The sequence below is a fragment of the Pseudoduganella sp. GCM10020061 genome, from assembly GCF_042683405.1.
Lineage (GTDB): Bacteria > Pseudomonadota > Gammaproteobacteria > Burkholderiales > Burkholderiaceae_D > Telluria.
In genome coordinates, this window is record NZ_JBHUJS010000014.1 from 1 (window position 1) to 26419 (window position 26419).

General features: G+C 65.0%; 26 protein-coding genes. 13 read left to right on the forward strand and 13 right to left on the reverse strand.

The window, feature by feature from the left end:
- Positions 1-350: 350 nt before the first annotated feature.
- On the forward strand, positions 351-830 hold the full coding sequence (locus ACFSQR_RS16415; RefSeq protein ID WP_377731061.1) for a hypothetical protein: 480 nt from the start codon (positions 351-353) through the stop codon (positions 828-830).
- A gap of 348 nt (positions 831-1178) precedes the next feature.
- Here the strand turns inward: ACFSQR_RS16415 and ACFSQR_RS16420 are convergent, their stop codons facing one another.
- Together ACFSQR_RS16420 and ACFSQR_RS16425 are read right to left on the reverse strand one after the other, a co-directional pair.
- Positions 1179-3134 (reverse strand): methyl-accepting chemotaxis protein, encoded by a 1956-nt coding sequence (locus ACFSQR_RS16420; RefSeq protein WP_377731402.1) that lies wholly within the window; start codon positions 3132-3134, stop codon positions 1179-1181.
- 190 nt (positions 3135-3324) lie between these two features.
- Positions 3325-3957: an FMN-binding negative transcriptional regulator gene (locus tag ACFSQR_RS16425; RefSeq protein ID WP_377731062.1), complete on the reverse strand. Its 633-nt coding sequence runs from the start codon at positions 3955-3957 to the stop codon at positions 3325-3327.
- Positions 3958-4084: 127 nt separating this feature from the next.
- On the opposite strand from ACFSQR_RS16425, the gene ACFSQR_RS16430 reads away from it, so the two are divergent.
- Together ACFSQR_RS16430 and gluQRS are read left to right on the forward strand one after the other, a co-directional pair.
- A complete protein-coding gene (locus ACFSQR_RS16430; protein ID WP_377731063.1) occupies positions 4085-4570 on the forward strand; it encodes a nuclear transport factor 2 family protein in 486 nt (161 codons plus the stop codon).
- Complete coding sequence (gene gluQRS / locus ACFSQR_RS16435) at positions 4570-5460, forward strand: tRNA glutamyl-Q(34) synthetase GluQRS (RefSeq protein WP_377731064.1); 891 nt, start codon at positions 4570-4572, stop codon at positions 5458-5460. Before ACFSQR_RS16430 ends, gluQRS begins: the two co-directional genes overlap by 1 nt.
- Here the strand turns inward: gluQRS and ACFSQR_RS16440 are convergent.
- From ACFSQR_RS16440 to ACFSQR_RS16485, 10 genes are all read right to left on the reverse strand, one after another.
- A complete protein-coding gene (locus ACFSQR_RS16440) occupies positions 5450-5908 on the reverse strand; it encodes a DUF421 domain-containing protein (RefSeq protein ID WP_377731065.1) in 459 nt (152 codons plus the stop codon). The two genes, gluQRS and ACFSQR_RS16440, sit on opposite strands and share 11 nt — an antisense overlap.
- 187 nt (positions 5909-6095) lie before the next feature.
- On the reverse strand, positions 6096-6704 hold the full coding sequence (locus tag ACFSQR_RS16445; protein WP_377731066.1) for a CHRD domain-containing protein: 609 nt from the start codon (positions 6702-6704) through the stop codon (positions 6096-6098).
- 43 nt (positions 6705-6747) lie between these two features.
- Positions 6748-6963 carry an oxidoreductase-like domain-containing protein gene (locus ACFSQR_RS16450; RefSeq protein WP_377731067.1) on the reverse strand — a complete coding sequence of 72 codons (216 nt, stop codon included), beginning with the start codon at positions 6961-6963 and terminating at the stop codon, positions 6748-6750.
- Between the two features lie 7 nt (positions 6964-6970).
- Positions 6971-7525, reverse strand: coding sequence for a DUF7010 family protein (locus ACFSQR_RS16455; protein ID WP_377731068.1), 555 nt, complete (start codon positions 7523-7525; stop codon positions 6971-6973).
- 84 nt (positions 7526-7609) lie between these two features.
- The gene (locus ACFSQR_RS16460) at positions 7610-7987 is read right to left on the reverse strand and encodes a BlaI/MecI/CopY family transcriptional regulator (RefSeq protein ID WP_377731069.1); all 378 of its coding nucleotides are present in this window, start codon (positions 7985-7987) and stop codon (positions 7610-7612) included.
- A 99-nt stretch (positions 7988-8086) separates the two neighbouring features.
- On the reverse strand, positions 8087-8506 hold the full coding sequence (locus ACFSQR_RS16465) for a hypothetical protein (RefSeq protein WP_377731071.1): 420 nt from the start codon (positions 8504-8506) through the stop codon (positions 8087-8089).
- Positions 8507-8607: 101 nt separating this feature from the next.
- On the reverse strand, positions 8608-9687 hold the full coding sequence (locus ACFSQR_RS16470) for a S41 family peptidase (RefSeq protein ID WP_377731072.1): 1080 nt from the start codon (positions 9685-9687) through the stop codon (positions 8608-8610).
- Between the two features lie 137 nt (positions 9688-9824).
- The gene (locus ACFSQR_RS16475) at positions 9825-10892 is read right to left on the reverse strand and encodes a S41 family peptidase (RefSeq protein WP_377731073.1); all 1068 of its coding nucleotides are present in this window, start codon (positions 10890-10892) and stop codon (positions 9825-9827) included.
- 73 nt (positions 10893-10965) lie between these two features.
- Positions 10966-11631: a response regulator gene (locus tag ACFSQR_RS16480; protein WP_377731075.1), complete on the reverse strand. Its 666-nt coding sequence runs from the start codon at positions 11629-11631 to the stop codon at positions 10966-10968.
- Positions 11628-13328: an ATP-binding protein gene (locus ACFSQR_RS16485; RefSeq protein ID WP_377731077.1), complete on the reverse strand. Its 1701-nt coding sequence runs from the start codon at positions 13326-13328 to the stop codon at positions 11628-11630. Before ACFSQR_RS16485 ends, ACFSQR_RS16480 begins: the two co-directional genes overlap by 4 nt.
- Before the next feature lie 224 nt (positions 13329-13552).
- On the opposite strand from ACFSQR_RS16485, the gene ACFSQR_RS16490 reads away from it, so the two are divergent.
- From ACFSQR_RS16490 to ACFSQR_RS16520, 7 genes are all read left to right on the forward strand, one after another.
- Positions 13553-13978, forward strand: a complete 426-nt coding sequence (locus ACFSQR_RS16490; RefSeq protein ID WP_377731078.1) for a hypothetical protein — start codon at positions 13553-13555, stop codon at positions 13976-13978.
- A gap of 231 nt (positions 13979-14209) precedes the next feature.
- Entirely contained in the window at positions 14210-17065 is a 2856-nt protein-coding gene (locus ACFSQR_RS16495) for a 2-oxoglutarate dehydrogenase E1 component (protein WP_377731079.1), read from the forward strand.
- A 54-nt stretch (positions 17066-17119) separates the two neighbouring features.
- Entirely contained in the window at positions 17120-18364 is a 1245-nt protein-coding gene (odhB, locus tag ACFSQR_RS16500; RefSeq protein ID WP_377731080.1) for a 2-oxoglutarate dehydrogenase complex dihydrolipoyllysine-residue succinyltransferase, read from the forward strand.
- An 85-nt stretch (positions 18365-18449) separates the two neighbouring features.
- Positions 18450-18761, forward strand: coding sequence for a PspC domain-containing protein (locus ACFSQR_RS16505; RefSeq protein WP_377731081.1), 312 nt, complete (start codon positions 18450-18452; stop codon positions 18759-18761).
- A 17-nt stretch (positions 18762-18778) separates the two neighbouring features.
- Entirely contained in the window at positions 18779-20212 is a 1434-nt protein-coding gene (gene lpdA, locus ACFSQR_RS16510) for a dihydrolipoyl dehydrogenase (RefSeq protein ID WP_377731082.1), read from the forward strand.
- Positions 20213-20324: 112 nt separating this feature from the next.
- Positions 20325-21422, forward strand: coding sequence for a cell division protein ZapE (zapE, locus tag ACFSQR_RS16515; RefSeq protein WP_377731083.1), 1098 nt, complete (start codon positions 20325-20327; stop codon positions 21420-21422).
- 16 nt (positions 21423-21438) lie between these two features.
- On the forward strand, positions 21439-22065 hold the full coding sequence (locus ACFSQR_RS16520; RefSeq protein WP_377731084.1) for a hypothetical protein: 627 nt from the start codon (positions 21439-21441) through the stop codon (positions 22063-22065).
- 78 nt (positions 22066-22143) lie between these two features.
- Here ACFSQR_RS16520 and ACFSQR_RS16525 read toward each other — a convergent pair whose 3' ends face one another.
- Positions 22144-22953, reverse strand: a complete 810-nt coding sequence (locus tag ACFSQR_RS16525) for a PP2C family protein-serine/threonine phosphatase (RefSeq protein ID WP_377731085.1) — start codon at positions 22951-22953, stop codon at positions 22144-22146.
- A gap of 130 nt (positions 22954-23083) precedes the next feature.
- On the opposite strand from ACFSQR_RS16525, the gene ACFSQR_RS16530 reads away from it, so the two are divergent.
- The 3 genes from ACFSQR_RS16530 (at position 23084) to ACFSQR_RS16540 (ending at position 26409) form a co-directional block, all read left to right on the forward strand.
- Positions 23084-23284 (forward strand): YdcH family protein, encoded by a 201-nt coding sequence (locus ACFSQR_RS16530; protein WP_377731086.1) that lies wholly within the window; start codon positions 23084-23086, stop codon positions 23282-23284.
- A gap of 11 nt (positions 23285-23295) precedes the next feature.
- Positions 23296-25284 carry an ATP-dependent DNA helicase gene (locus ACFSQR_RS16535; RefSeq protein WP_377731087.1) on the forward strand — a complete coding sequence of 663 codons (1989 nt, stop codon included), beginning with the start codon at positions 23296-23298 and terminating at the stop codon, positions 25282-25284.
- Positions 25285-25797: 513 nt separating this feature from the next.
- Positions 25798-26409 (forward strand): toll/interleukin-1 receptor domain-containing protein, encoded by a 612-nt coding sequence (locus ACFSQR_RS16540; protein WP_377731088.1) that lies wholly within the window; start codon positions 25798-25800, stop codon positions 26407-26409.
- Positions 26410-26419: the final 10 nt, after the last annotated feature.

Here is a 26419-nt window from a genome sequence, read left to right on the forward strand (position 1 = left end):
CAACCCGCACAACCAAACCTCGAATTCTTGCTTCCGCATGGCCAAGTCCTCCAGAAGAGCTACTTGGTTTGACCGGATGCTTGCTTTCAGGTTCCACACTTAACGTGGACATAGCCTTTTTTTTTCGCTCCCGGGGTCTGGGGTGGAACCTTTTTTTTCTGGTCTAAATCAGTCTAATTCGAGCCAACTCTGGCTAAACGGGTCTAAACCAGGGCACGGCGAGTCTAAGACAGTCTAAGAAATGGCTGCTCTTGTCTAAAACGGTCCAATATTTCTGGGTCAAAGTCTAAACCGAACTAAGTTTCCTTTCCGTTGTCCAATCCTTAGACTCTTTTAGAGGATGCTTGGTCATGACATACGAAGCGAAACGCCCGATTTACCTCTCCGCCACTGATTACCTCGAGCTTGAGCTCCACTTGATGGATACCCGTCCAGGCGTTATGCCTGACGCTGTCGTTGGAGAACTTGTGAAGCGGTGGTTGACCATCGAGTTGGAACGTCTTGCCTTGCGTGAGCATGGCTATTCAAAGCGAGGATTCCAATGGAAGACGACGTTCCTACCCGAGGGGACCTCGCTGCGCACCAGCTATCTGGACACCGTGGAGTTTGCCAAGGTGATCGCAAACCGCATCGTCACAGACGACGGTGAGGCGGTGACCCCATCGCAGTTCGCGAACCGCCTCACGAAAGGGCGCAATGCATGGCGCTTTGTTTGGGTGCGCTTTCCGGGCGATGAGCAGTGGATCCGGGCCGACAATTGCCGGGCACGCTCTGACGCGTGGGTGCGAAACCGGTCTAAGAAAAATGTCGCCGAGTCGAAACCGGTCTAAGAAATAACGCCTGGAATCTAGTCCAGACTAAGGGTTGCCCGGAGAGCGCGATTCCGGTCTAAGTATTTCCGGTTGTACGCAGTTCTTAGACCGAATTGGACCGGATGATGTCGAATTAGACCGTTTTAGCCTCAGTCTCGAAAATGGCACCCCCATGCTCCGGTCCTGGATCGGAGGCGTCGAATTGCTCTCTCTTGATTCCTTCACGTTCAACCGGGGAACAACCTTTTTTGCGTCATCCCAGCCTGCGCTGGGACGGCGGTGGGTGGCGGAATCGGCCATAAATGGGTCGATTCCGCCAAAAAAAAACCGCCAGGGATGGCGGTTTTTTTGCACGTAGCGGGGAGTTCAGAGGGTTTCCCACTCCTCCGTTTCGCTGCTGCGTGCCGGGGCGAGCGCCTTGCGCGTTACCGGTTTTGCGACGGCCGGCACGACGGCGCTCGCGCGCTGGGCGGCACGCGGCGCCACCACATCGTCTTCCAGCTTGAACACCGAGACCACCTGCGCCAGGCGCGCCGATTGCTCGCGCAGCGAGTCGGCCGCTGCGGCCGCTTCCTCGACCAGCGCCGCGTTCTGCTGGGTGGCGTCGTCCATCTCGGCGATCGACTGGTTGACCTGGCCGATGCCCTGGCTCTGCTCGTTGCTCGCCGCGGCGATCTCGCTCATCAGGTCCGCCACGCGCTGCACCGATTCAACCACGCCGGACATGGTCTGGCCGGCGGTGTCGACCAGCCTGCTGCCGGTTTCCACTTTCTCGACCGAGTCGTCGATCAGTGCCTTGATTTCCTTGGCGGCCGCGGCGGAGCGCTGCGCCAGGCTGCGCACTTCGCTCGCGACCACGGCAAAGCCGCGGCCCTGCTCGCCGGCGCGGGCCGCTTCCACGGCCGCGTTCAGCGCGAGGATGTTGGTCTGGAACGCGATGCCGTCGATGACGCTGATGATGTCCACGATCTTGCGCGAGCTGTCCGAGATCGAGCCCATGGTCTCGACCACGGCGCCGACCACTTCGCCGCCTTTGCCGGCCTGGGTGCGCGCCGACATCACCAGCTGGTTCGCCATGCGCGCGCTTTCCGCGTTCTGCTTGACGGTGGAGGTCAGTTCTTCCATCGCGGCTGCGGTTTCTTCCAGGCTGGAGGCCTGCGCTTCGGTGCGCGAGGACAGGTTCATGTTGCCCGCCGCGATTTCCTCGGCGGCGGTGGCGATCGCGAAAGTGCTGCCGCGCACGTCCGTCATGGTGTGGTTGAGCGAGCCGACGAAGCGGTTGAAGGCGTCCGCCAGCGCGCCGACTTCGTCGCGCGTCTCGACCGGCATGCGGCGCGTCAGGTCGCCGCGGCCATCGGCGATTTCGCCCAGCATGCCGGCGGCGCGCGCCACCGGCGCGGAGATCGCGCGGCTGACCAGGAAGACGACGAGCAGGCCGATGCCGCCGCCGACCAGGCCGGCGATCAGCGCGGTAATCAAGGCGGTGCGGGCCAGGTCGCCCAGTACTTCGGATTCCGGCACTTCGGCCACAACATAGGCGTTCAGTTCGGGCACATAGGACGACGCCACGATGCGCTCGCCGCCGTCGGTGTCGATGGTCATGACGGTGAACAGCTTGCGGTCCATCAGCTTCTGCGCGATGGCCTCATTGAAGCCCGGCAGCTGTTTAATAAGGTGCGGGGTGTCGAGCAGGCGCGTGTCGCGGTGCACGAGGATGGTGCCGTCGCCGCGCACCAGGTACACCATGCCGGTCTTGCCGACCTGGTAGGTGTTGACGGCTTCGGCCAGGTCGTCCACCGCAAGGCCCAGGCCGGTTGCGCCCAGCTTGCCTTCGCCAGCGTCCACGCGGGCGTTGATGAACAGCATGGTGACCTTGGACGTGACGTCGCGCTGCACGTTCAGCTCGTAAGGGCGGCCACTTTCGAGGAAGCTGTACAGCCAGCTGTCGCGGGGAGCGTCGCGGGTGAGCGTGCGGTCATAGCCGGCGTCGGTGAGGTAGCGGCCGTTTTCCAGCGAGGCCCAGAACACCATCGAGGCCTTGGTTTCCTTCTTGACCTGGCGCGCGTATTCGGTCCAGGTGTCGATGCCTTCGTCCGGCGAGCCGGCCCGCGCCCACGGATGCAGCAGGGTGTTGTTGGCGATGCCGCGCGAGGCTGCAGCGGGGACGGCGATCCGGTGCAGGATGTCGTTGCGGATCTGTCCCACCACGGCAGGCAGTTCCTGCCCGACGGCGCGCTCGCGCAGGCTGCGGCCGGTGAGCGTGACGCTCAGCGCGGCGGAAATGACGATGATGAGCAGGAGGCAGGCAGCCATGCTGAGCATGAGCTTGGCCTTGATGGAGGAGGGGCGGAAGAGTCGGCTGAGCACGGGTTTCTCTTGAAGGCTGGACGGCGAAACCCAGAATGATCGGCCGCCGGCCGAGTTGCCGTCAAGAAAAACTCACCAATTATTGCATTCCCGGCATCGGAACTGTTGCGTACTTACATTTCTATTGCGCGAATGGCATCGCGCGTCAAGCGGTCGCCTTCATCAGCGCCGCCATCGGGCAGCCGGATGGCGTGTCGCGGCCCAGCAGCCCGTCGATGACGCCCTGGCGGTTGGGCGCGGGCTGGTTCTGGCTGGCTTTCCACTTTCCCTCCAGCCGGGTGACCTCGATTTCGATGCCGACCACGGCGCCGACCAGCTTGTCGATGAAGTCCGCAGGCGCATCCTGCAGGCCCCACGGCTGCGCGAATCCGCTTTCCATCTGCTCCGTGAGCGACGTGAGGTGCGCGCGCACCCATGCCGGGTCGTCGTGCACGATCAGCCTGCCGTGCGCATGCACGACGGCGTAGTTCCAGGTTGGGACCACCTTGCCGTGTTCGGCCTTGGTGGGGTACCACGACGGGCTGACATAAGCTTGCGGTCCATGGAAGATGGCGAGGACATCCACGTCCAGGGCGAGATTCTCCAACATCGGATTCGAGCGGGCGACGTGGCCGATCAGCGTGCCGTTTGCCGTCGGTCCCGCCCTGTGCTGTAGTGGGATGTGGTTCGCAGCAAGCCCGTCCGCAGTGAGCGTGACGAGCGTGGCCAGCGGATGCGCGCCGATCAGCGCGTGCATGACCTCCGGGCGGGTCTCTTCAAAGTGTTTGGGGGTGTACATCGGTCGGTCCTTGGTGTGGCAACTCATTGTACTTGAGCGGGACCACATGCTTTATCGCTGGCGGTTGGCGGGCTAAAAAGCTGGGGACGGTCCCCTTTGGGGACAGTCCCCTTGTTACAATATCCGCATGAAAAAACTGATCCTCGCCTGCTGCCTTTCCTTTGCGTGCCTGGCAGCCCACGCCAACCCCACCAGCCCGGAGCTGAAGAAGCAGGTCGCCGCCTTCATCGACGAGTGGCATGACGATGCGGCGCATGCGCGCCTGGCCTACTTCGACAAGATGGCCGAGGACGGCGTATACATCGGCACCGACAAGACCGAGAACTGGAAGCGCGAGGAGTTCCGTGCCTGGGCGAAGAAGTACTTCGACCGCAAGCAGGCCTGGTCGTTCAAGGCCGTCTCCCGCAATGTGTACGCGTCGCCGGACGGCACCTTCATCTGGTTCGACGAGATCCTCGATACCCCCAACATGGGCCCGTGCATGGCCAGCGGCGTGATCCGCAAGACCGCAAAAGGCTTCGAGATCGTGCACTACCAGCTATCGATGGCCGTGCCGAACGAAGTCGGCGGCAAGGTCACCGCCCTGATCAAGGCGCACGAAGCGAAGAAGTGATGGCGCAGCAGTATGTCGGGCGCTTCGCGCCGTCGCCCACCGGGCCGCTGCACGCGGGCTCGCTGGTGGCGGCGGTGGCCAGCTACCTCGACGCGCGCGCCAACGCCGGCCGGTGGCTGCTGCGCATCGAGGACGTGGACGAGGCCCGCACCGTCAAAGGCGCGGACGAGGCCATCATCGCGCTGCTCGCGCGCCTCGGCATGCGCTGGGACGGCGAGATCGTGTGGCAGAGCCGGCGCAAGGACCTGTACCAGCGCGCCGCCGACCAGCTGGCAATGCAGCTGTACCCGTGCGGCTGCAACCGCCGCGAGATCGCCGATTCGCGCCTCGGCATCGCGCCGGACGGTTCGGCCATCTATCCCGGCACCTGCCGCTACGGCCTGCACGACGGCAAAGTGATGCGCAGCCTGCGCGTGCGCGTGCCGGAGGCGCCCTACGATGTGATCGACTTCGAGGACCGCATCGCCGGCCACATGGTGCAGCGGCTGGCGTCGGAGTCGGGCGACTTCGTGCTCAAGCGCGCGGACGGCTTCTGGGCCTATCAGCTGGCCGTGGTGGTGGACGATGCGGAGCAGGGCGTGACCGACGTGGTGCGCGGCGCCGACCTGATCGACTCCACGCCGCGCCAGATTTTCCTCCAGCGCCTGCTCGGCGTGCCGACGCCGCGCTACATGCATGTGCCGGTGGTGCGCAACGAAGGCGGCGAGAAGCTGTCCAAGCAGACCGGCGCCGCAGCGCTGGCCGCCGACAGCGAAGCGGCTGCGCTCGCGCTGCTCGGCCAGTCGATGGCCTTCCTCGGATTCCCTGCCGTGCAGGCCGATACCTTGCCCGCATTCTGGGAGCGCGCGGCCGCGCTGTGGGGCCAGCGCTACCCGCTGCCTATTTCGTGACGATCGAGATGCGACCGTCGATCTCCAGGAAGGCGAACTTCATGTCGTCGCGCTTCTTGTCCTGCTCGCGCAGCGCTTCTTCCACGTCCGCCTGCGCCAGGCGGCAGGACTTGAGCACGTCGTCGAAGAACTGGCCGTCCCGCCCGATCAGCACCGGATGGCCGTCGAACAGCAGCGCCATGCGGGTGCTGCGCGAGGTGAGGACGGCGACGCCGGCGTTGAGCGCCAGCAGCGTAGCCGCGCCGATCAGACCACCCAGCAGCGATTCGTCGCCGCCGTTCAGCGAGGTGGACGCTGCTTCCGACAGCAGCAGCACGACCAGCAGGTCGAACGGGGTGAATTGGCCGATGGTCCGGTGGCCGGAGATGCGCACCATGACCAGCAGGACGGCATAGACGATGGCGGCACGGACGATGAATTCCCACCAGGGATAACCCAGATCGAGCATGGCGACCTCGCGCTGTGATTGATTCGTGCCGAGTGTCGCAAGGCGCGGAAATGTTGTCTGTACGCTTGCGCACGTGCTGCCGGGATACCTCATGCAAATCCGCGAGTGGCCTGCGGGGAGGGCCACTGCGGGAAGAAAGCTCAGCCATGCATGGTGTACAGGGCCGGAGCCGGCTGGGTGCGCGGTGTTACTTGCGCCGGGCGCGTCGGACTGCAAGACCGGTCGCGAACAAGCCGAGCGACAGCATCATCCATTGCGATGGTTCCGGTATGACGGCCACGTTGACCAGGTAGCCCCGGATTTCGCCTCCCGGATACAGGTTGGTGTGAATATTCAGGTAGGCCGTGTTGCCCAGGATGCCGGCGATAAATGCCGCTTCAGCCGACGCTGCGGAACCGCCGTTGGCGGTCAGAAATGCCGTGCTGTAGGTAGTCGGGTCCAGCAGGTTCATCGTGACGTTGTAGACGCCCGAGGTGACACCGAGGGGGAAGCCCGACAGCGTTGGGGTCTCCGTCGCCGGAGCGGCGACGCCGAGTGGATCGAGGGGAGTGCCAACGCAGCAGTGGATATGGGCAGCGGTCGTTCCGCCAAGAAGATCGTTAAATGGGATCATCATCGTCATCGTGTGCGCCACATCATCGATGACAATTTCAGCCACACCATAACCAGGTGATGGGTTCGGTGGGACTTCGGACGGCCCACTCATCGTCGAGCGGAAGGTCGAAATGTCGGCCATCGCGGCAGGGGCAAATAATGCCGCTGCCGCCAGGACAAGCATGGTCAGGATTCGCTTCATTTTATTTTCTCCTCATGAAAGACCGCCGACAATGACGGCCGTTTCAGCTTAGGCGCTCGCGGCGGCTTTTGCGACCTGTTTTTCTACCATTTGTCGCATCGCCCTGACGAGCTTCCCACGCTGCAAGTTCGCGCTCGTACTGCCGCAGCTCGGCTTCGTACAGGTCGAACACGCACGGGTTGCAGCCGCTGCGGCAGCAGTCTTCCGGCGCCGGCGGCGCGGGCGGCAGCGGCTTGGGGTCAGGCGCCGCTGAGGTCATTCCACCATCAGGCCGGCAGCGGGCTCGCGGCGGGCACCGTGCGGCTGCGCATTTCCGCCAGCGTCATCAGGTAGGCGAGAACGACCACGGCTGCCGATGCGGTGACGGGATGGGAGGGGAACAGGAACCACACGGCCAGCAGGCCGACGGTGCGGACGATGGCGTGGCGGTAGCCGAGCGGATGCTGGATGATCCACGAGTACACCATCCAGTGCAGGCCGAGCGCAACGCCAAGGCTGAGCGGGACGAACTGCGGCGCGTAAACCAGCAGCGGGATGTGCACGGCCCACAGCAGGTTGACCATCACCACGCAGGCGCCCATCAGCCTGGCGAGCGGGTTGTCGTTCTCGATCAGCTGCTCGCCGCGCATTTTTGCGATAGCCATGGCGAGCGGGAACACGGCGCCGGTGGAAAACACCAGCGCCAAAGTTGCGGTCTTTGCCGGCAGCAGCAGGCCAAGGATGCCGGCCACGGTCCAGACCAGCATGCCTGCGAGCGGCATGGACATCGAGCGGTTGGACCGGCGGTCGAAATCGATACGAAGGTCGGCGAGCGTTTGCATGCGAGGGCATCCCGGTAGAGTTGTCGTAATACCGGAATTTACACGAGTGGCGGCCGGATGTGCTCATCCGGCAACATCATTTTTTTACTTCTCGCGGTCGAGGATCGACTGGATCTCTTCGCGTTCCTTGTCGGTGACGTGGCCGCGCAGCGCCGCCAGCACCAGCGCCTTGCCGGAGCCGGCGAAGGCTTTCTGGATCAGGTCGCGGATCAAGCCGGTCTGGGTGGAGTCCTGCTCCTGCGCCGGTGCGTAGACGTGCGCGCGCTGGCTTTCGTCGCGCGTCAGGATGCCCTTGGTGTGCATGACCTGGAGCAGGCGCAGCACGGTCGCATAGGCCATCTCGGGCCGCGTCTCGACGGCGGTCTGGTGCACCTGCTTGGCCGTGGACGGTCCCAGCTGCCACAGGATGCGCAGCATCTCCAGTTCGGCGGCAGTCGGTTTTGGCGGTTGGGATGTGGTCATTGCTCGGATCCGTGGGCGGTCGAGCATAGGATAGGATATCTAGAACGAATTGTCTAGTACAGGAGGCGTCCCGGCTGCCGGACGCCTCCCGGTGCTTGCCTAGCGGCTGCGGTTCAGGTGATACGAATTCAGGATGAACGCATAGACGTTGCCGCGCTTGCGGCAGGTGCCGGTGACCTTTGCGCCGGTGGACGCGATCATGGAAATGCGGGCGCCGTCGGCCTTGCCTTCGCAGGCTTGCAGCACCTCGTCAGGAATGTCGAGCACTGGCGGGGCGGGTGGCGCGGGCGGCATTGGCGGCATTGCCGGCATGGCGGGAAGAGGCGGTAAGGGGGCGATGGCCGCAGAAGCGCCCATTGGCAGTGCCGGCGGCGCAGGCGGTGCGGCTGGGGCAGCCATCGGTGATGCCGGCGGCGCAGGTGGCGCGGGCGGTGCCGGTGGGGTGTCGTGCGGATGTGCTGCGGCCAGGGACGAGGCGAGGGTAAGCACGGCGGCGGAAATGGCGAGTTGCAGCTTCATGGCGATTCTCCTGTTGGGCTGTTTGTGTTGATCACAGGGCGTAGGTTGCACGCGAAATGTGGAGGAACTATGGCGATGCCCGCCCCCCCGTGCGGCGGGCACTACTTTTGCGCGGAGCCTGCGGTTTCCCGCTCCAGCAGCGTGGCCAGTTCGGTGCGTTGCCGTGCGTCCTGGGCCGTCGCCATCACCGCCTTCAAGGCCAGGATGCGGGCCGTCGACAGGGCTTCGGCGGGTGCAACGGCGATATCGGGCGACACGCCGACACCTTCCCAGTTCGTGCCCGTCACCGGATTGATTGCGCGGCCATCCGGGATGAAGACGCTGAAGTGCGCTTGCACGCGCCGCATGTCCCCGGGATTCGCGCCGCCGCCGGTGGTCTCGCCGACCAGGGTGGCCCGTACGCGCGCACGCATCGAGTAGCTCAGGTCCTCGCCACCGGAAAAGGTGTATTTGCTTGTCAGGATGTAGATGGGCTTCGACTGTCCGTATGCCGGGCCCTTGATGTCGCGTGTGGTCCAGTATTCGCGAGCCTTGCCGGTGCGGCGTTCGAACACGGTGTTCATGAGCGTTGGCTGGTCGAAGAAGTAGCTCTCCATCAGGGCCACCGCATCCGGTTCGCCGCCCCGGTTGTCACGCAGGTCGATGATCAGCGCATCGGTGCCGTTCAGCAGGCGCATCGCGGAGGCGTACACGTCGCTGACGAAGGCTGCAGGCGGGAAGACGTCGATCTTCAGGTAGCCGATATTGCCGCTCATGCGTTCGACGCGGGTGACGCCGTGATCCGCGTGCGCCTCCTGCGCAAGCGCCTCCTGGTAGGCCTTTGGGTCGTCTTCGGGCTCGAAGCCGTGGACAATTGGCGTTGGCCAGTAGCGCACGCGCATGTGGCGGTCGCCTGCCGTTTCGATCAGGGTCTTGCTGAGTGTCTGCGCAAACTGGCGCGCGCTGGTGATCTGGTCGTAGGCGCCGTCGTTGAGCCGGGTGCGCAGCACGGCTTCCACCCTGGCGGCGGTTTCCGGAAACACGTAATGCTGGTGCAGGCGGCCGATCACGCCTTCGATCACGGACTTGCGGGTTGCGGCATCGATGGCCATGTCTTTCGGAGCCGGCATCGGCGCCGCGGTGGCGGGGACGATGCACAGGAAGGCGGCTGCGAGAAGGATGCGGGCGAATGCGGAATGCATGGGTGATGTCTCCTGCGGTGAATGGACTGGACGCAGTGTGACGATCAAATGTGGAGGAAGTTTGGAGAGCGCTCCGCCATGCGCGGTTGTGGCGGTGGCGGAGCGTCGGCAGGGTCCCGCATGCGCGGGGGTGACAGCTACCGGGTGGCGGAGGTGAGTTCTTCCAGGAGGCCGGCGAGATCGGCGCGCTCGCGCGGGTCGGTCGCGTTGTCGAGGCCATGCCGAAGTGCCAGCATGCGTGCGTGGCGCAGTGCCTCCGTGGGCGCGACTTCGATGTCCGGCTTGACGCCGACGCGTTCCCAGTTCGTCTTCGTGACCGGGTTGATCGCGCGGCCGTGCGGGATGAATGCGTTGAAGTGCGCGTGAAGGCGGCGCACGCCGCCCGGGTTGGCGCCGCCGCCCGTGGTTGCGCCGATCAGCGTCGCGCGCTTCCGGACCTGCATCGAGTAGCTCATGTCCTCGCCGCCGGAGAATGTCTTGTTGTCGGTCAGGATGTAGACCGGCCTGGTGCTGCCGTAGCGCGGGCCTTTCAGGTCCCGGGTGGTCCAGAATTCGCGGGTCCGGTTGCCCTCGCGCTCATAGATGGTGTTCATGAGCGTGCGCTGGTCGAAGAAGTAGCTTTCAAGCAGGGCGACGGCGGCCGGCGAGCCGCCGCTGTTGCCGCGCAGGTCGATGATCAGCGCGCGGGTGCCGTTCAGCAGCGTCATGGCGGCGCCGTAGATGTCGCCCATGTGTTCCGCCGGCGGGAAGAACGCAATCTTCAGGTAGCCGATGTTGCCCTGCATGCGCTCGACCTGCGCCACGCCGCTGTTGAACTTGACCCAGCCGGCGACCTCGCTGGCGGGCGGCTCGCGCCGTGCCGGTCCTTCTTCAGGCAGCGGTTCGGGGGAGAAGCGCACGCCCAGGTGACGGTCGTTGGCGGCTTCGGACAGCGTGCCGGTCAGCGTCTGCGCGAACTGGCGCGCGCTGGTGAGCTGGTCGTACTTGCCCGCCTTGAGTTCGGTGCGCAGCAGCGTTTCCATCTGCTTTGCCGTCTCGGGGGAGACGTAGCGTTCGTGCATGCTCCCGATTAGCGCATCGATCACGGCGCTACGGGTGGCCGCGTCGAGCGTCATGTCGGCGGGTTCCGGTGCGGCGGATGCGGCGAAGGGCAGGGCGGCGGCAAATGCGAGGGCGATCAACTTGCGGGAAAACGGCAGCGTCATGGCGGGTGTCTCCTTAGTGGTTGCGGTGGTGATGCGCGCAGTGTCGCCGCAAAATGTGGAGGAAACGTGGACGCTACAGGTCGAAGCGGTAGCCGAGTCCGTAGATCGAATGGATCGCTTCCACGCCGGGCGCCGCGGCCGAGAGCTTGCGGCGCAGGTTCTTGATGTGGCTGTCGATCGCTCGGTCGGTTACATCCAGGCTGTCCCCGTTGGCCAGGTCGAGCAGCCGGGCACGCGAGAACACCTGGCCGGGATGCGCCGCCATCGCGGCAAGGATGGTGAACTCGGTCGGCGTCAGGTCGAGCTGCTGGCCGTGCACGCGGATGCGGCGCGCCGCTGTGTCCACCTGTATCGGCGGGGCGCTGGCGCTGCTGGCCTGCGCACGGCGCAGGATGGCACGGATGCGCGCGACCAGCTCGCGCGGCGAGAACGGCTTGCAGAGGTAGTCGTCGGCGCCGGCGTCGAGCCCGAGCAGGCGGTCCACTTCTTCCACCCTGGCGGTGACCATGACGATCGGGACGTTCGACGTTGCGCGCACGGTCTTGCAGATTGTGAGGCCGTCCACGCCCGGCAGCATCAGGTCCAGCACCAGCAGGTCCGCGTTCTCGTGCGGGATGGCGTCCAGCGCAGCGCCACCGTCATGGAAGACGGCAGCGCTGTAGCCGGCCGCGCGCACGTAGTCTGCGACCAGCGCCGCCAGTTCCGGTTCGTCCTCGACGATGACGATGTGCGCGCTCATGCAGGATCCTTTGAGAATGGGAGCGAGACGCACGCGCGCAGCCCGCCCAACGGCGAATGTGCAAATGCCAGCGTGCCGCCATGCGCCTGCACGATGCGCTCGCACAGGGACAGGCCAAGGCCGGCGCCGCCGCCCTGGCGGCTGCGCGATGCGTCTACGCGGTAGAAGCGTTCGGTGAGGCGTGCCAGCGCGTCGTCCGGCACCGCCGGCGCGGAGTCGTCGAGCAGCAGCAGGATGCGGTCTCCCTCGTCCACGGCGGACAGGCGCACCGTGCCGCCTGCAGACGTGTAGCGTACCGAGTTCTCCAGCAGGTTGCGGAAGACCTGGCGCAGGCGGTCGGGATCGGCGAGCACGGTGGCACGGGCCGGGGCTGCGCCGGTTTCCAGCGCCAGGCCGGCCGCATCCAGCTTGGCGCGGAAGGCCTGCGCTTCGCCGGTGAACAGTTCCCAGGCATCGACCGGCGCCGTGCTGTATTCGAGCTGGCCGACATCGGTGCGCGCCAGCACGTCCAGTTCGTCGATCAGCTTATTCAGCGACAGGACCTGGCGCTCCAGCACTTCCAGGCTGTCGCGTGTGGCGGGACGAACGCCGTCGAGCATCGCTTCGATCTGCGCGCGCAGGACCGATACCGGCGTGCGCAGTTCATGCGAAGTGTCGGCGACCCAGTCGCGGCGCATGCGTTCGGCCGATTCAAGGCGCTCGGCCAGCTGGTTGAAGTGCGACGCCAGCTCGCCCAGCTCGTCGCTGCGGTCGATGTCCAGGCGGGTGTCGAAGCGGCCGGCGGCCAGTTCGCGGGTGCCGTCGGCCAGGCGTAGCACCGGTTTGCGGAAATGGCCCGCCAGCAGTGCCGCAGCGAGCGCGCTCAGTGCCACGCTCACTGCGACGATCGCCACCAATGTATGGGTCAGGTCGCCGAGGAAGAGCAGCGCCAGTTCGTCGCTCGGGCGCAGCGGGCGCGCGACGGCGAGGTGGCCGACGGTCTTGCCTCCAGCGATGACCGGGCGGCGTACGGTGGGCGCCACGCCCGGATCGTGGCCGGCCAGGTAGCCTCCGGCGGCGTCGTACAGCGTGATGCGGTCCTGCAGCGGCAGGTCGATGGCGGGGAGGGGGCCATCGGACACGATGCGCGGCGCGGGCGGGGGCGGCGGCAAGGGCGGCAGCGCCGGCATCGGCGGCGCGGGGGCTGCCTGAATCGGCGAGGGCAGCGGAGGGATGGGCGGAACCGCCGGTGTGGCTTGCGGGCGGGTGCCTGCGCGTGGAGGTGCGAGTGGTGCTGCCGCCGGCGCATCGGCGGCACCGGCGGCACCGGCGGCGTCGGTGGGATCGGCGGCGTCGGCGGCATCGGGTGCAGGCGCGGCTGGAGCCACCGGGGACGGTCCGGCCGGCGCCGGCGGCGCGGCCGGTGGCGCCGGGGGCGCCAGTTGGACGCGGCGCTCTTGCAGGAGTTGCAGTTCGCTGGCGATCCAGTCGCGCCGCGCATCGGCGCCCTTGGCGATAAAGCTCCAGTCGCCGCGCGCCAGGTACTGGCGTCCGAGCAGGGCCGACAGCTCCTCCAGGCGCTCCAGCTCGATCTCGACCGCGTAGTCGGCAAACGAGGCCAGCACCTTGTGCCGCATCAGGGCGATGCCGGTGGCCGTCACCGCCAGGATGGCGAGCAGCACGGCGGCAAACAGCCGATGTCCGATTGATATCCTCATAAGGCCGCGAGTGTACTGCAACTGATCCATTTAGCGCGAATGTCGGCTATTTGAGCCTAATTCAAGCGATCGTGGCCGATCTGGCGGCAGGAGCGCGGGTCTGGTGCGATCCGGGCTCAACTTCCGCTAACTCGGCCGTATTCGCACGATCTGCGGCCATCTTTTGCTGAACTCTTCGGCTTCGTATGGTCTAACCTATATGGTGATGAACCGGAATTGCAGCCATGAGCATCGAACGCGAGGAAGTCAAACAGCTCGTGGAAACCGCCGAAATGCGGATCGGCGCCTCCGTGGCCCGCATGGAGGCGGGATTGGAAGCCTTCAAAGAGCTCATGCAGGAACGGGACCGCAGCTATCGGGAGGAGATGTTGCGATTGCGCGCCGAGATGACCGAGTTTCGGGTGGAAATGCGTACGGACATCAAGAGCTTGCGTCGCACCATCGTTGTGACAGGCATCTCGGCGGTCCTTGCGATTTTTTTCGGTATCAGTGCGGTGAATTCCGCCTTGTTGACCCATTTCCAGGGTGGGCTTGAGGCCGGCTCCAGGATTGCGGCCGAGCACGAAGCGATGCGACAGGATGTGAGGCAGCTTTCGCAAGCCATTGAGCGCCGCACGCAGGACCGCGCCCTGCCTCAGCCTAAAAATTAGGCAGCGCGCGTACCAATAGCGCAACCGTGGCCTTTTTCCTTGATATTCATCAGGGGGAGGTGGTTGCGTTACAATATTGCGTGCTATTCTGATGAACTTGCCAGAAATTTCTGCAACAGCATTTAGTCCTTCCCCACAACTTGATGTGCAATCCGCTAACCGGTCAGGCCGTGTCGCGGAAGGTGTGATAACCCGCTAATCTCGCGAAGCGCGAAGAAAGGTGAGCAAACGATGATGTATGAACAAAGCTCGAACTCCTATTTGTTCGGCGGTAATGCGCCGTACGTGGAGGAGCTGTACGAGGCCTACCTGGCCAATCCAGGCTCGGTGCCGGACAACTGGCGCGCGTATTTCGACTCGATGCAGAACGTGCCCGCGGTCGACGGCTCCAGCAAGCCGGACGTAGCGCACGCCTCGGTCATCGCGTCGTTCGCAGAACGCGCCAAGCAGGGCCCGATCCGCACCGTGACCGCCTCGGCCGATGTCGAGATGGGCCGCAAGCGCGTCGCCGTGACCCAGCTGATCGCCGCCTACCGCTACCTCGGCAGCCGCTGGGCCAACCTGGACCCGCTGCAGCGCCAGGAGCGTCCACCCCTTCCTGAACTCGATCCGGCGTTCTACGGCTTCACCGATGCCGACATGGACACCGTGTTCAACATCAGCAACACCTACTTCGGCCCCGAGACCGCGAGCCTGCGCGACCTGCTGAACTACCTGCGCGACACCTACACCCGGTCGATCGGCGCGGAGTTCATGTACATCAGCGACCCGGCCGAAAAGCGCTGGCTGCAGGAACGCCTGGAGTCGATCCGCTCGACCCCGTCCTTCACGCCTGAAAAGAAAAAGCACATCCTTGAGCGCCTGACCGCGGCCGAAGGCCTGGAGCGCTACCTGCACACCAAGTACGTCGGCCAGAAGCGCTTCTCGCTGGAAGGCTCCGAGTCCTTCATGGCATCGATCGACGAAACCATCCAGCGCGCCGGCGAAAAGGGCGTGCAGGAGATCGTCATCGGCATGGCCCACCGCGGCCGCCTGAACGTGCTGGTGAACACCCTGGGCAAATCGCCGCAGGACCTGTTCGAAGAATTCGAAGGCAAGCACGGCGACGACCTGCCGTCGGGCGACGTGAAATACCACCAGGGCTTCTCGTCCGACATCTCCACCGCAGGCGGCCCGGTCCACCTGTCGCTGGCGTTCAACCCGTCCCACCTCGAGATCGTCAACCCGGTCGTCGAAGGCTCGGTCAAGGCCCGCATGGACCGCCGCGGCGACACGGTCGGCGCGCAGGTGCTGCCGATCCTGGTGCACGGCGACGCGGCATTCGCCGGCCAGGGCGTGGTCATGGAAACGCTGAACCTCGCGCAGACGCGCGGCTACGGCACCGGCGGCACCGTCCACATCGTCATCAACAACCAGATCGGCTTTACCACTTCCGATCCGCGCGACGCGCGCTCGACCATCTACTGCTCCGACGTCGTCAAGATGATCGAGGCGCCGGTCCTGCACATCAACGGCGACGATCCTGAAGCGGTCGTCCTGGCCACCCAGATCGCGCTCGACTACCGCATGGAGTTCCGCAAGGACGTCGTGCTGGACGTGATCTGCTACCGCAAGCTGGGCCACAACGAGCAGGACACCCCTGCGCTGACCCAGCCGCTGATGTACAAGAAGATCGCCAAGCACCCGGGCACCCGCAAGCTGTACGCGGACAAGCTGGCAACGCAAGGCACGATCGCCGCGGACGAAGGCGACAAGATGGTTGCCGCCTACCGCGACGCGATGGACGCGGGCAAGCACACGGTCGATCCGGTCATCTCCAACTTCAAGAACAAGTACGCGGTCGACTGGCTGCCGTTCCTGAACAAGAAGTGGACCGACGCCGCCGACACCGCAGTGCCGATGACGGAGCTGAAGCGCCTCGCCGCGCGCATCACCGTCGCGCCAGAAAACTTCAAGGCCCACTCGCTGGTCGAGAAGGTCCTCGCCGACCGCGCCGCCATGGGCCGGGGCGAGATGAACCTCGACTGGGGCATGGGCGAGCACCTCGCGTTCGCCTCGCTGGTGTCGTCCGGCTACGCCGTGCGCCTGACCGGCCAGGACGCCGGCCGCGGCACCTTCGTGCACCGCCACGCCGTGCTGCACGACCAGAACCGCGAGCGCTGGGACCAGGGCACCTACGTGCCGCTGCAGAACGTCTCCGATTCGCAGGCGCCGTTCACCGTGATCGACTCGGTGCTGTCGGAAGAAGCGGTGCTGGCGTTCGAATACGGCTACTCGACCGCAGAACCGAACACGCTGACGATCTGGGAAGCGCAGTTCGGCGACTTCGCCAACGGCGCGCAGGTCGTGATCGACCAGTTCATCTCGTCCGGCGAAGTGAAGTGGGGCCGCGCTTCGGGCCTCGTCATGATGCTGCCGCACGGTTACGAAGGCCAGGGCCCGGAGCACTCCTCCGCGCGTCCGGAGCGCTTCCTGCAGCTGTGCGCGGACAACAACATGCAAGTGGTGCAGCCGACCACCGCGTCGCAGATCTTCCACCTGCTGCGCCGCCAGATGGTGCGCCAGTTCCGCAAGCCGCTGGTCATCATGACCCCAAAGTCGCTGCTGCGTAACAAGGACGCCGGCTCGCCGCTGACCGACCTGGCCAAGGGCGCGTTCCAGACCGTGATCGGCGAAGTGGACGAAGCGATCGATGCCAAGAAGGTCAAGCGCGTGATCGCCTGCTCCGGCAAGGTCTACTACGACCTGGTCGGCGCCCGCAAGACGCGCGGCCAGACCGACACCGCGATCATCCGCATCGAGCAGCTGTATCCGTTCCCGCACAAGTCGTTCGCGGCCGAACTGAAGAAGTTCTCCAACGCGACCGAAGTGGTGTGGTGCCAGGACGAGCCGCAGAACCAGGGCTACTGGTACCAGATCCAGCACAACCTGTTCGAGTCGATGGAATCGGGACAGCGCCTCGCGTACGCAGGCCGTCCGGCATCGGCCGCGCCGGCTGTCGGCTACTACGACAAGCACTACGCGCAGCAGAAGGAACTGCTGGAGACGGCGTTCTCCAAGCTCAAGGGTTTCGTCCTCACCAAATAACAAGAAGCGCCCCGCCTGGCGGGGCGTAATCGCACACAGATAACGGAGTTTTACATGGCACAAATCGAAGTCAAGGTCCCACAGCTGTCCGAGTCCGTCGCGGAAGCGACCATGCTGTCGTGGCACAAGAAGGTGGGCGAATCCGTCGCACGCGACGAGAACCTGATCGACATCGAGACCGACAAGGTCGTCCTCGAACTGCCGGCGCCGGCCGCTGGCGTGATCACCCAGATCATCAAGGGCGACGGCGGCACCGTGGTGTCGGGCGAAGTCATCGCGATCATCGATACCGAAGGCACTGCCAAGGTCTCGCCGCTGGAAGTGTCGGCAGCGCCGGCAGCAGCCGCACCGGCAGCAGCGCCTGCGGCAGCCGAAGGCGGTTCCAAGGCCGGCGTCGCGATGCCAGCGGCATCCAAGATCCTGTCCGAAGGCGGCGTGAGCGCGTCCCAGGTCGAAGGTTCCGGCCGCGACGGCCGCGTCACCAAGGGCGACGCCCTGGCAGCGGTAGCGAACAAGCCGGCCGCACCGGCGCCGGGAGCGCCAAAGGCCGCCAAGCCTGCGCTGGCAGCCGTGCCTGCACCGAGCATTGCGCTGGGCGACCGTCCGGAAGAGCGCGTGCCGATGAGCCGCCTGCGTGCGCGTATCGCCGAGCGCCTGCTGGAATCGCAGTCGACCAACGCCATCCTGACCACCTTCAACGAAGTCAACATGCAGCCGGTCATCGACCTGCGCAACAAGTACAAGGACAAGTTCGAGAAAGAGCATGGCGTCAAGCTGGGCTTCATGTCCTTCTTCGTCAAGGCGGCGGTTGCAGCGCTGAAGAAGTACCCGATCCTGAACGCGTCGGTGGACGGCAACGACATCGTCTACCACGGCTACTTCGACATCGGCATCGCGGTCGGTTCGCCGCGCGGCCTGGTGGTGCCGATCCTGCGCAACGCCGACCAGCTGTCGATCGCCGAGATCGAAAAGAAGATCGGTGAATTCGGCCAGAAGGCAAAAGACGGCAAGCTGACGCTGGAAGACCTGACCGGCGGCACCTTCTCGATCTCCAACGGCGGCGTGTTCGGCTCGATGCTGTCGACCCCGATCATCAACCCGCCGCAGTCGGCGATCCTGGGCGTGCACGCGACCAAGGACCGCGCAGTGGTCGAAAACGGCCAGATCGTGGTGCGTCCGATGAACTACCTGGCGATGTCGTACGACCACCGCATCATCGACGGCCGCGAAGCCGTGCTGGGCCTGGTCACCATGAAGGAAACGCTGGAAGATCCGGCGCGCCTGCTGCTGGACCTGTAAGCCGGAAAGGGTGGGGACAGTCCCTCAGGGACTGTTCCCGGACTTTAAACGTCAAAGTCAGGGGACAGTCCCCGGGAGGATCCACATGAGCATCTCCGACGAAGTCAAACGCCTGCACGAGCTGCACCAGGCCGGCGCCCTGTCCGACGCCGAATTCGAGCAAGCCAAGGCGCGCCTGTTCGCTTCCCCGTCGCCATCGCCTGGCGACCGCACCGACTTCACCAACATCCGGCGCTCGCGCAACGACCGCTGGCTGGGCGGCGTTTGCGGCGGCCTCGCGGTGAGCACCGGCCTCGACTCGTGGATCTGGCGCCTGATCTTCGCGCTGTTCACGGTCTCGTTTGGCGCGGGCATCCTGATCTACATCCTCCTGTGGATTTTCATCCCCGAAGAATAAAACTAGGAATCTAAAGAATGAGCAATGCAAAACAGTTCGACGTCGTCGTGATCGGCGGCGGTCCTGGCGGCTACATCGCCGCCATCCGCGCAGCGCAGCTGGGCTTTAACGTGGCCTGCATCGACGCATGGGCCAACGCCAAGGGCGGCCCTGCGCCGGGCGGCACCTGCACCAACGTCGGCTGCATCCCGTCGAAGGCGCTGCTGCAATCGTCCGAGCACTTCGAGCATGCCGGCCACGCGTTCAAGGAGCACGGCATCGACGTCGCCGGCCTGTCGCTGAACCTGCCGCAGATGCTCAAGCGGAAGGACACCGTCGTCAAGCAGAACAACGACGGCATCCTGTACCTGTTCAAGAAGAACAAGGTCGCCTTCTTCCACGGCCGCGGCGCGTTCGCGGGCGCGGCGGACGGCCAGTACACGATCAACGTCACCGGCGCGGCGAATGAAACGCTGACCGCCAAGCACGTGATCATCGCCACCGGTTCCAACGCACGCCAGCTGCCGGGCGCCGAATTCGACGAACAGCTGATCCTGTCGAACGAAGGCGCGCTCGCCATGGGCGGCGTGCCTGCGAACCTGGGCGTTATCGGCGCAGGCGTCATCGGCCTGGAGATGGGCAGCGTGTGGCGCCGCCTGGGCTCACAGGTCACCGTGCTGGAAGGCCTTCCGACCTTCCTCGGCGCGGTCGACGAGCAGATCGCCAAGGAAGCGCACAAGCTGTTCACCAAGCAGGGCCTGTCGATCAACCTCGGTTGCAAGATCGGCGCGATCACCAAGGGCGAGAACAGCGTGACCGTCGAATTCGCGGACGCCAAGGGCGAAGCGCAGACGGCGACCTTCGACAAGCTGATCATCTCGATCGGCCGCGTGCCGAACACCAACGGCCTGGGCGTGGAATCGGTCGGCCTGGCGCTGGACGAGCGCGGCTTCGTCGCGGTGGACGACGACTGCAAGACCAACCTGCCGAACGTATGGGCGGTGGGCGACGTCGTGCGCGGCCCGATGCTGGCGCACAAGGCGGAAGAAGAGGGCGTCGCGGTGGCAGAGCGCATCGCCGGCCAGCATGGCCACGTCAACTTCAACACCATCCCGTGGGTGATCTACACCTCGCCGGAAATCGCGTGGGTGGGCCGCACCGAGCAGCAGCTCAAGGCTGACGGCGTGCAGTACAAGGCAGGCACCTTCCCGTTCATGGCCAACGGCCGCGCGCGCGCGCTGGGCGACACCTCGGGCATGGTCAAGTTCCTGGCCGACGCCACGACCGACGAAATCCTGGGCGTGCACATCGTCGGCCCGATGGCCTCCGAGCTGATCTCGGAAGCCGTGGTCGCGATGGAGTTCAAGGCCTCGGCCGAAGACATCGCACGCATCTGCCACGCGCACCCGTCGCTGTCCGAAGCGACCAAGGAAGCAGCGCTCGCGGTCGACAAGCGCACGCTCAACTTCTAAGCATCCCGTCGTCCCAGCGGACGCTGGGACCCATGCTGAGTTTCCAACTCCGGTAGCTCAGCATGGATCCCAGCCTTCGCCGGGATGACGGCCGCGCCGCACATCCCACCCCATGAACGTCCAGGAATTCTACGCACACTCGCTGGCCCAGCGCGGCTACAGCTCCGACCCGGCGCAGCAGCGGGCGGTCGACCGCCTGCAGCAGGCCTACGAGGACTGGACCCATTACAAGGCGCAGCGTTCATCGAGCTTCAAGCGCCTGATCAACCGTCCCGACGTGCCGCGCGGCGTATACCTGTGGGGCGGGGTAGGGCGCGGCAAGTCGTTCTTGATGGACAGCTTCTATTCCGTGGTGCCGGTGGTGCGCAAGACGCGCGTGCACTTCCACGAATTCATGCGCGGCGTGCACCGCCAGCTCGACGAGCTCAAAGGCATCGCCAATCCGCTCGACGAAGTGGCCAGGCGGATCGCGCGCAAGAACCGGCTGATCTGCTTCGACGAATTCCACGTCTCGGACATCGCCGACGCGATGATCCTGTATAACCTGCTCAAGGCCCTGTTCGACAACGGCGTCTCGTTCGTGATGACCTCGAACTACGACCCGGACAAGCTCTACCCGGACGGCTTGCACCGCGACCGCATGCTGCCGACCATCGCGCTGCTGAAGGAGAAGCTGGACGTGCTGAACGTGGATGCCGGCATCGACTACCGCAAGCGCGCGCTGGAGCAGGTGGAGGTCTACCACTATCCGCTGGGCGCCGAGGCGGACAAGATCCTGCGCCATGCCTATGCCAGCATCGCCGAGACCGCGGACGAAGACCCGCACATCCACATCGAACAGCGCGAGATTCGCGCATTGCGGCGCGCTGGCGGATTGGTGTGGTTCGACTTTGCGACCCTGTGCGGCGGGCCGCGATCACAGAACGACTATCTCGAGATCGCCAGCCGCTTCCATACCGTGATCCTGTCCGGCATCCCCATGATGTCGGCGGCGATGTCGTCGGAAGCGCGCCGATTCACCTGGCTGATCGACGTGTTCTATGACCACAAGGTCAAGCTGATCATGTCGGCGGAAGTGGCGCCGGACCAGCTCTACACCCAGGGCGTCCTGTCGAACGAATTCCACCGCACCGTCTCGCGTATCATAGAGATGCAGTCGCGCGAATACATGGAATCGGACCGCCGCGACGCGGCCGGCGCGATCGCCTGAACAAGGAACAAGAACAATGATGGCAAAGACAGCACAGATACTGCTTGCGCTGGCATTCCTTGCGGGATGCTCCAGCCACCTTCGCGCGCCGGCGGATACGCCGGTAATCGCGGCGCCAGCCAGCGTGGCGGCTGCCGACGCGGCGCTCGCGCAAGCGGCGCGCGACCGGTTGGCACTGGAAGCGGCATACGCGAGGAGCGAAGCGGAGTGCTACGAACGCTTCTTCGTCAACCGTTGCCTGGACCAGGCAAAGGAAACGCGGCGCCAGGGCCTGGTGGTGGTGCGCGCGATCGAAGTCGAGATGGAGCGCTACAAGCGCCAGGCTGCGGTCGACGAGCGTGACCGCAAGGTCGCGCAGGCTGAAGCCGACTACGCCGCCGAAGAAGCCGCGCGCGCCGCCGAGCCGCCCCCGCCGCCGCGCGCCGCGCCCGAACCGCTGCCGGAGCGCGCGCCCGGCATCTCCCTGGCCGAGCGCAAAGCCCGCCAGGACGCCAAGCTCAAAGCCATCGCCGAGCGCGAACGCGCCGAAGCCCCGAAGCGCGCCGCCAAGGCGGCCGAATTCGAGCGCAAGCAGCAGGAATCGGCGCGCCGCCAGGCCGAGATCGCCGCCAAAAAGGCCGAAAAAGCCAAGCAAGCCAAATAAGAAAGGGGACTGCCCCTGCAAGGGACCGTCCCCCCGATTTTTAGCCGGCCAAGTGGACCGGCCGCAGAAAACGAGACCCTACACCGCGCGCCGCATCTTCTGGACGGTATAGGTCGGCGGCGCTTCCTTGGGCGGCTTCACCAGCTTGATGATCGCCATGGAGCAGTTGTCGCCCTTGCCTTGTGCGCGTTCCTGCGCCTTCCCGATCAGCATTTCGGACGCCTGGCGTTGCGCATGCTTGTGCACCGCCGCTCCCAGCTCCGCATCGGTGAAGAAGCACCACAAGCCATCGCTGCACAGCAGGAACGATTCGTTCGGGCCCACCTTGTCGGCGCTGCCGATGGTGACGTACGGCTCCTTGCGGCTATTACCCAGCAGGTTGAGCAGCAGCTTCGAATGGCGGTGGTTGCGCGCCGCTTCCAGCGGCAGCTTCTCGGTCGCCACCAGGTATTCCACGTAGGACGCGTCGTTGGTGCGCGCCATGCACGTGCTCTTCTCGAAGCGGTAGAGGCGGGAGTCGCCCACGTGCGCCCAGACCGCCTCGCCATGCGGCGACAGGATCAGTCCGACGAAAGTGCACAGCTGCTCGGTCTCGCTGGCCACCGCGTTCATCTTGATGACCAAATGCGTCTCGTGCACGATCTCGCGCAAGACATCGGCCAGCTGGTCGACGGTAGGATGATCGCCGGGCCGGAAGGTGTCGAACACCAGCTTGGCCGTGTGCAGCATCTGTTCGGAGGCGGCCGAGCCGCCTGCTACCGCGTCGGCCAGCACCGCCAGCATGTAGCCAGGCGCGCTGGCGCTGGAAAACACCGCCGTACGGTCGTTTTGCTGCGGCCGGTTGCCGATGTGCTGCGCCGTGCCTGCTTCGATCGTGTATGAATTCATAAACCTTGGGGATTGTCGGCCAATTTGATTGGCGGCAACGTCATCGTAGATTAAACTATGCACCGGATATACATATTGTTGCAAGCAGTTACCATTTTGATCGCACGACCTGTCGCACGAGAGCAAAAACATGACAAATGTCGAAGACATCCAGCGCCGCCTGATCGAACTCGATGTGGAGCATCGCGACCTGGACGAAGTCATCGACCGTCTGACGCAGGAAGGCCACATCGACCAGCTTCAGCTGCGTCGCCTGAAAAAGCGTAAACTCCAGCTCAAGGACCACATTGCCCTGCTCAAAATGCAACTGGTGCCGGACGTTCCGGCCTGAGAAGTAAGACTTTGACCGACACCCTGCCTCAAGATCCCCCGGGAAAATACGACGACGAGATCGACCGCCTGTTCTCCGCCGGCGGTCCGCTCGCGCCCAGCGTCGGGGATTATTCGCCGCGCACCTCGCAAACCCAGATGGCCAAGGCCATCGCCCATGCGATTTCGGAGCAGCAGACCCTGATCGCCGAGGCAGGCACCGGCACCGGCAAGACCTTCGCCTACCTTGTCCCGGCGCTGCTGTGGGGCGGCAAGACCATCGTCTCGACCGGCACCAAGAACCTGCAGGACCAGCTGTTCCTGCGCGATATCCCGACCGTGCGCGCCGCGCTCAAGGCGCCGGTCTCGGTCGCGCTGCTCAAGGGCCGCTCCAACTACGTCTGCCACTACCATCTCGAGCGCACGCTGAACAACGGCCGCATGACCTCGCGCGACGACGTCGGCCACCTGCGCGAAATCCAGCGCTTCATCAAGATGACCAACTCGGGCGACAAGGCCGAACTGGCCAAGGTGCCCGAGAACGCGACCATCTGGAACCTGGTCACCAGCACGCGCGACAGCTGCATGGGCCAGGAGTGCCAGTACTACCAGGACTGCTTCGTGATGAAGGCGCGCCGCGAAGCGCAGCAGGCCGACGTGGTGGTGGTCAACCACCACCTGTTCTTCGCCGACGTCGCGCTCAAGGACACCGGCGTGGCCGAACTGCTGCCGTCCGCGAACACCATCATCTTCGACGAAGCGCACCAGCTGCCCGACACCGCCACCCTGTTCTTCGGCCAGACCGTCAGCACCTCGCAGGTGCTGGAACTGTGCCGCGACGTGCTGGCCGAAGGCCTGGCGCATGCGCGCGGCGGGCCTGACTGGGCCAAGGTCGTCACCGTGGTGGAGAAAGCCGCGCGCGACCTGCGCCTGACCTTCCCGCAAGACTCGGTGCGCATGTCGCTGGCGCAGATCCCGCAGTCGTCCGACTTCTTCCCCGCGCTGGAAAAGCTCAAGGAAGAACTGGATGGCATGATCGCCACGCTGGAAGCGAACGCCGAGCGCGCCGAAACCATCGAACAATGCCGCACGCGTGCGGTCGAACTGGCGGCCGGCTTGGCCGGGTGGAAGCCGGACGGCAAGGGCAAGATGGTCGAAGGCGACGAAGCCGTGCTGTGGGTCGAGGCCTTCGCCTCCTCGCTGCAGCTGCACAAGACGCCGCTGTCGATCGCCCCGATCTTCAGCAACCAGCGCGAAGGGACGCCGCGCAGCTGGATCTTTGCCTCCGCCACGCTGGCCGTAAAAAACGACTTCAAGCACTTCACCAGCCAGATGGGGCTGGAGAACGAGCGCGCGCGTACCTGGCCGAGCCCGTTCAACTACGAAGAGCAGGGCCTGCTGTATGTGCCGACCGGCCTGCCGGACGCCAACTCCTTCGGCTACACCGACGCCGTGCTCGACTGCGCGCTGCCGGTCATCGAAGCGGCGGGCGGGCGCACCTTCCTGCTGTGCACCACCATCCGCGCCGTCAAGCACGCCGCCGAACGGCTGCGCACCGAATTCGAACAGCGCGGCCTCAACTTCCCCCTGTTCGTCCAGGGCGAGCGCGGGCGCACCGAACTGCTCGACTCCTTCCGAAATGCCGGCAATGGCGTCCTGATCGGCAGCCAGAGCTTCTGGGAAGGCGTCGACGTGCGCGGCGACGCGCTGTCGCTGGTGATCATCGACAAACTGCCGTTCGCCCCGCCGGACGACCCGGTTCTGGCCGCCCGCATCGACGTCATGGAAAAGAAGGGCATGAACGGCTTCATGCACCACCAGCTGCCCGAAGCCATCATCAACCTCAAGCAGGGCGCTGGCCGCCTGATCCGCGACGAAAAGGACCGTGGCGTCCTCATGATCTGCGACGGCCGCATCATCACCAAGCCCTACGGCCGCCGCATCTGGCAGAGCCTGCCGCCCTTCAAGCGCACGCGCGAGCAGGCCGACGTCATCGCCTTCTTCCGCGACAAATCCGTCTGATCTACATCAAACCCGGGGTCAGGCCTGCCTCGCATAGTAGGTGCCTGACCCCGCCGCTTGCCACAAAGTGCCTGACCCCGGGGGGCGTCACGCGCTACTTCGGCCGCGCACGATTGACGCGGTCGCGCGTCGTTAGACTTTTCGCTCGGGGTTTCCGCCGCCTTCCTGCGCTACATCAAGCCCGGGGTCAGGCCTGCCCGCAGAGGGAGTGCCTGACCCCGGCGTCCGGGCGCGAGGCCTGACCCCGCAGTTAACAGGTTGCGGGTGGGCAGGAGCGTTTCGCGCTATTTCGGGCGCGCACGATTGAGACGGTCTCGCGTCGCTAGACTTTTACACGCCGGCTTTCTGCGCTGTATCAAGCGGGCAGGCGCCAACGCCAACCTCGCGGGGACGCGGGCAACATCCTGTTACACAGAAGGGCGCGGCCGGCTGCGCACGTTTAAGGCCGCTCAAACTCAGCAGGTGGGACGCGCATACAGTCGGCCCTAGCTTCTCTGCCTGAAGGAGGGCACGATGAACTTCCGATACGGCTGTTTCCTCAGCTATGCGCACGGTTCGCTTGAGCTGATGAACAAGTTCAACCACGAGTTCGCCGAGATGCTCGGCGCCTGCCTGGAACCGTATTTCGATCACGAGACCTCGCTCTTCGTCGACACCCAGCAGCTTGGGGGTGGCGACGATATCGACCGCCGTATCGCCGACGCCATGTGGCATAGCCCCTGCATGGTGATGATCTATACGCCCAAATATGAGGCCCACCTCAATACGCGGCGCGAGTTCGCCGCTATGCTCGAACTTGAAAAGCTGCGCCGCAGCTGGGGGGCGCTGCCCGGCCGGCTGGTGATCCCGGTGGTGCTGCGCCGCCACCCGGTGCTGGAGCTGCCGCCGCAGGTCATGCAGGCGTTCTACCTGGACTTTTCCGCCTACAACATGGCCAACGACAAGCTGAAGTCGCATCCGGACTACGTGCCGCAGATCGAGACGCTGGCGCAACGGATCGGCAGGCTCTACCACGAGCAAAAGGAAATCGTCGTGCCGCCCGAATTTGGATGCAACCAATTTGCCCTTCCGGCGGTCACACCACCATGGCGCGACACACCCGATTCGAATTTTCCAAGAATTTAAAAGAGGAGCT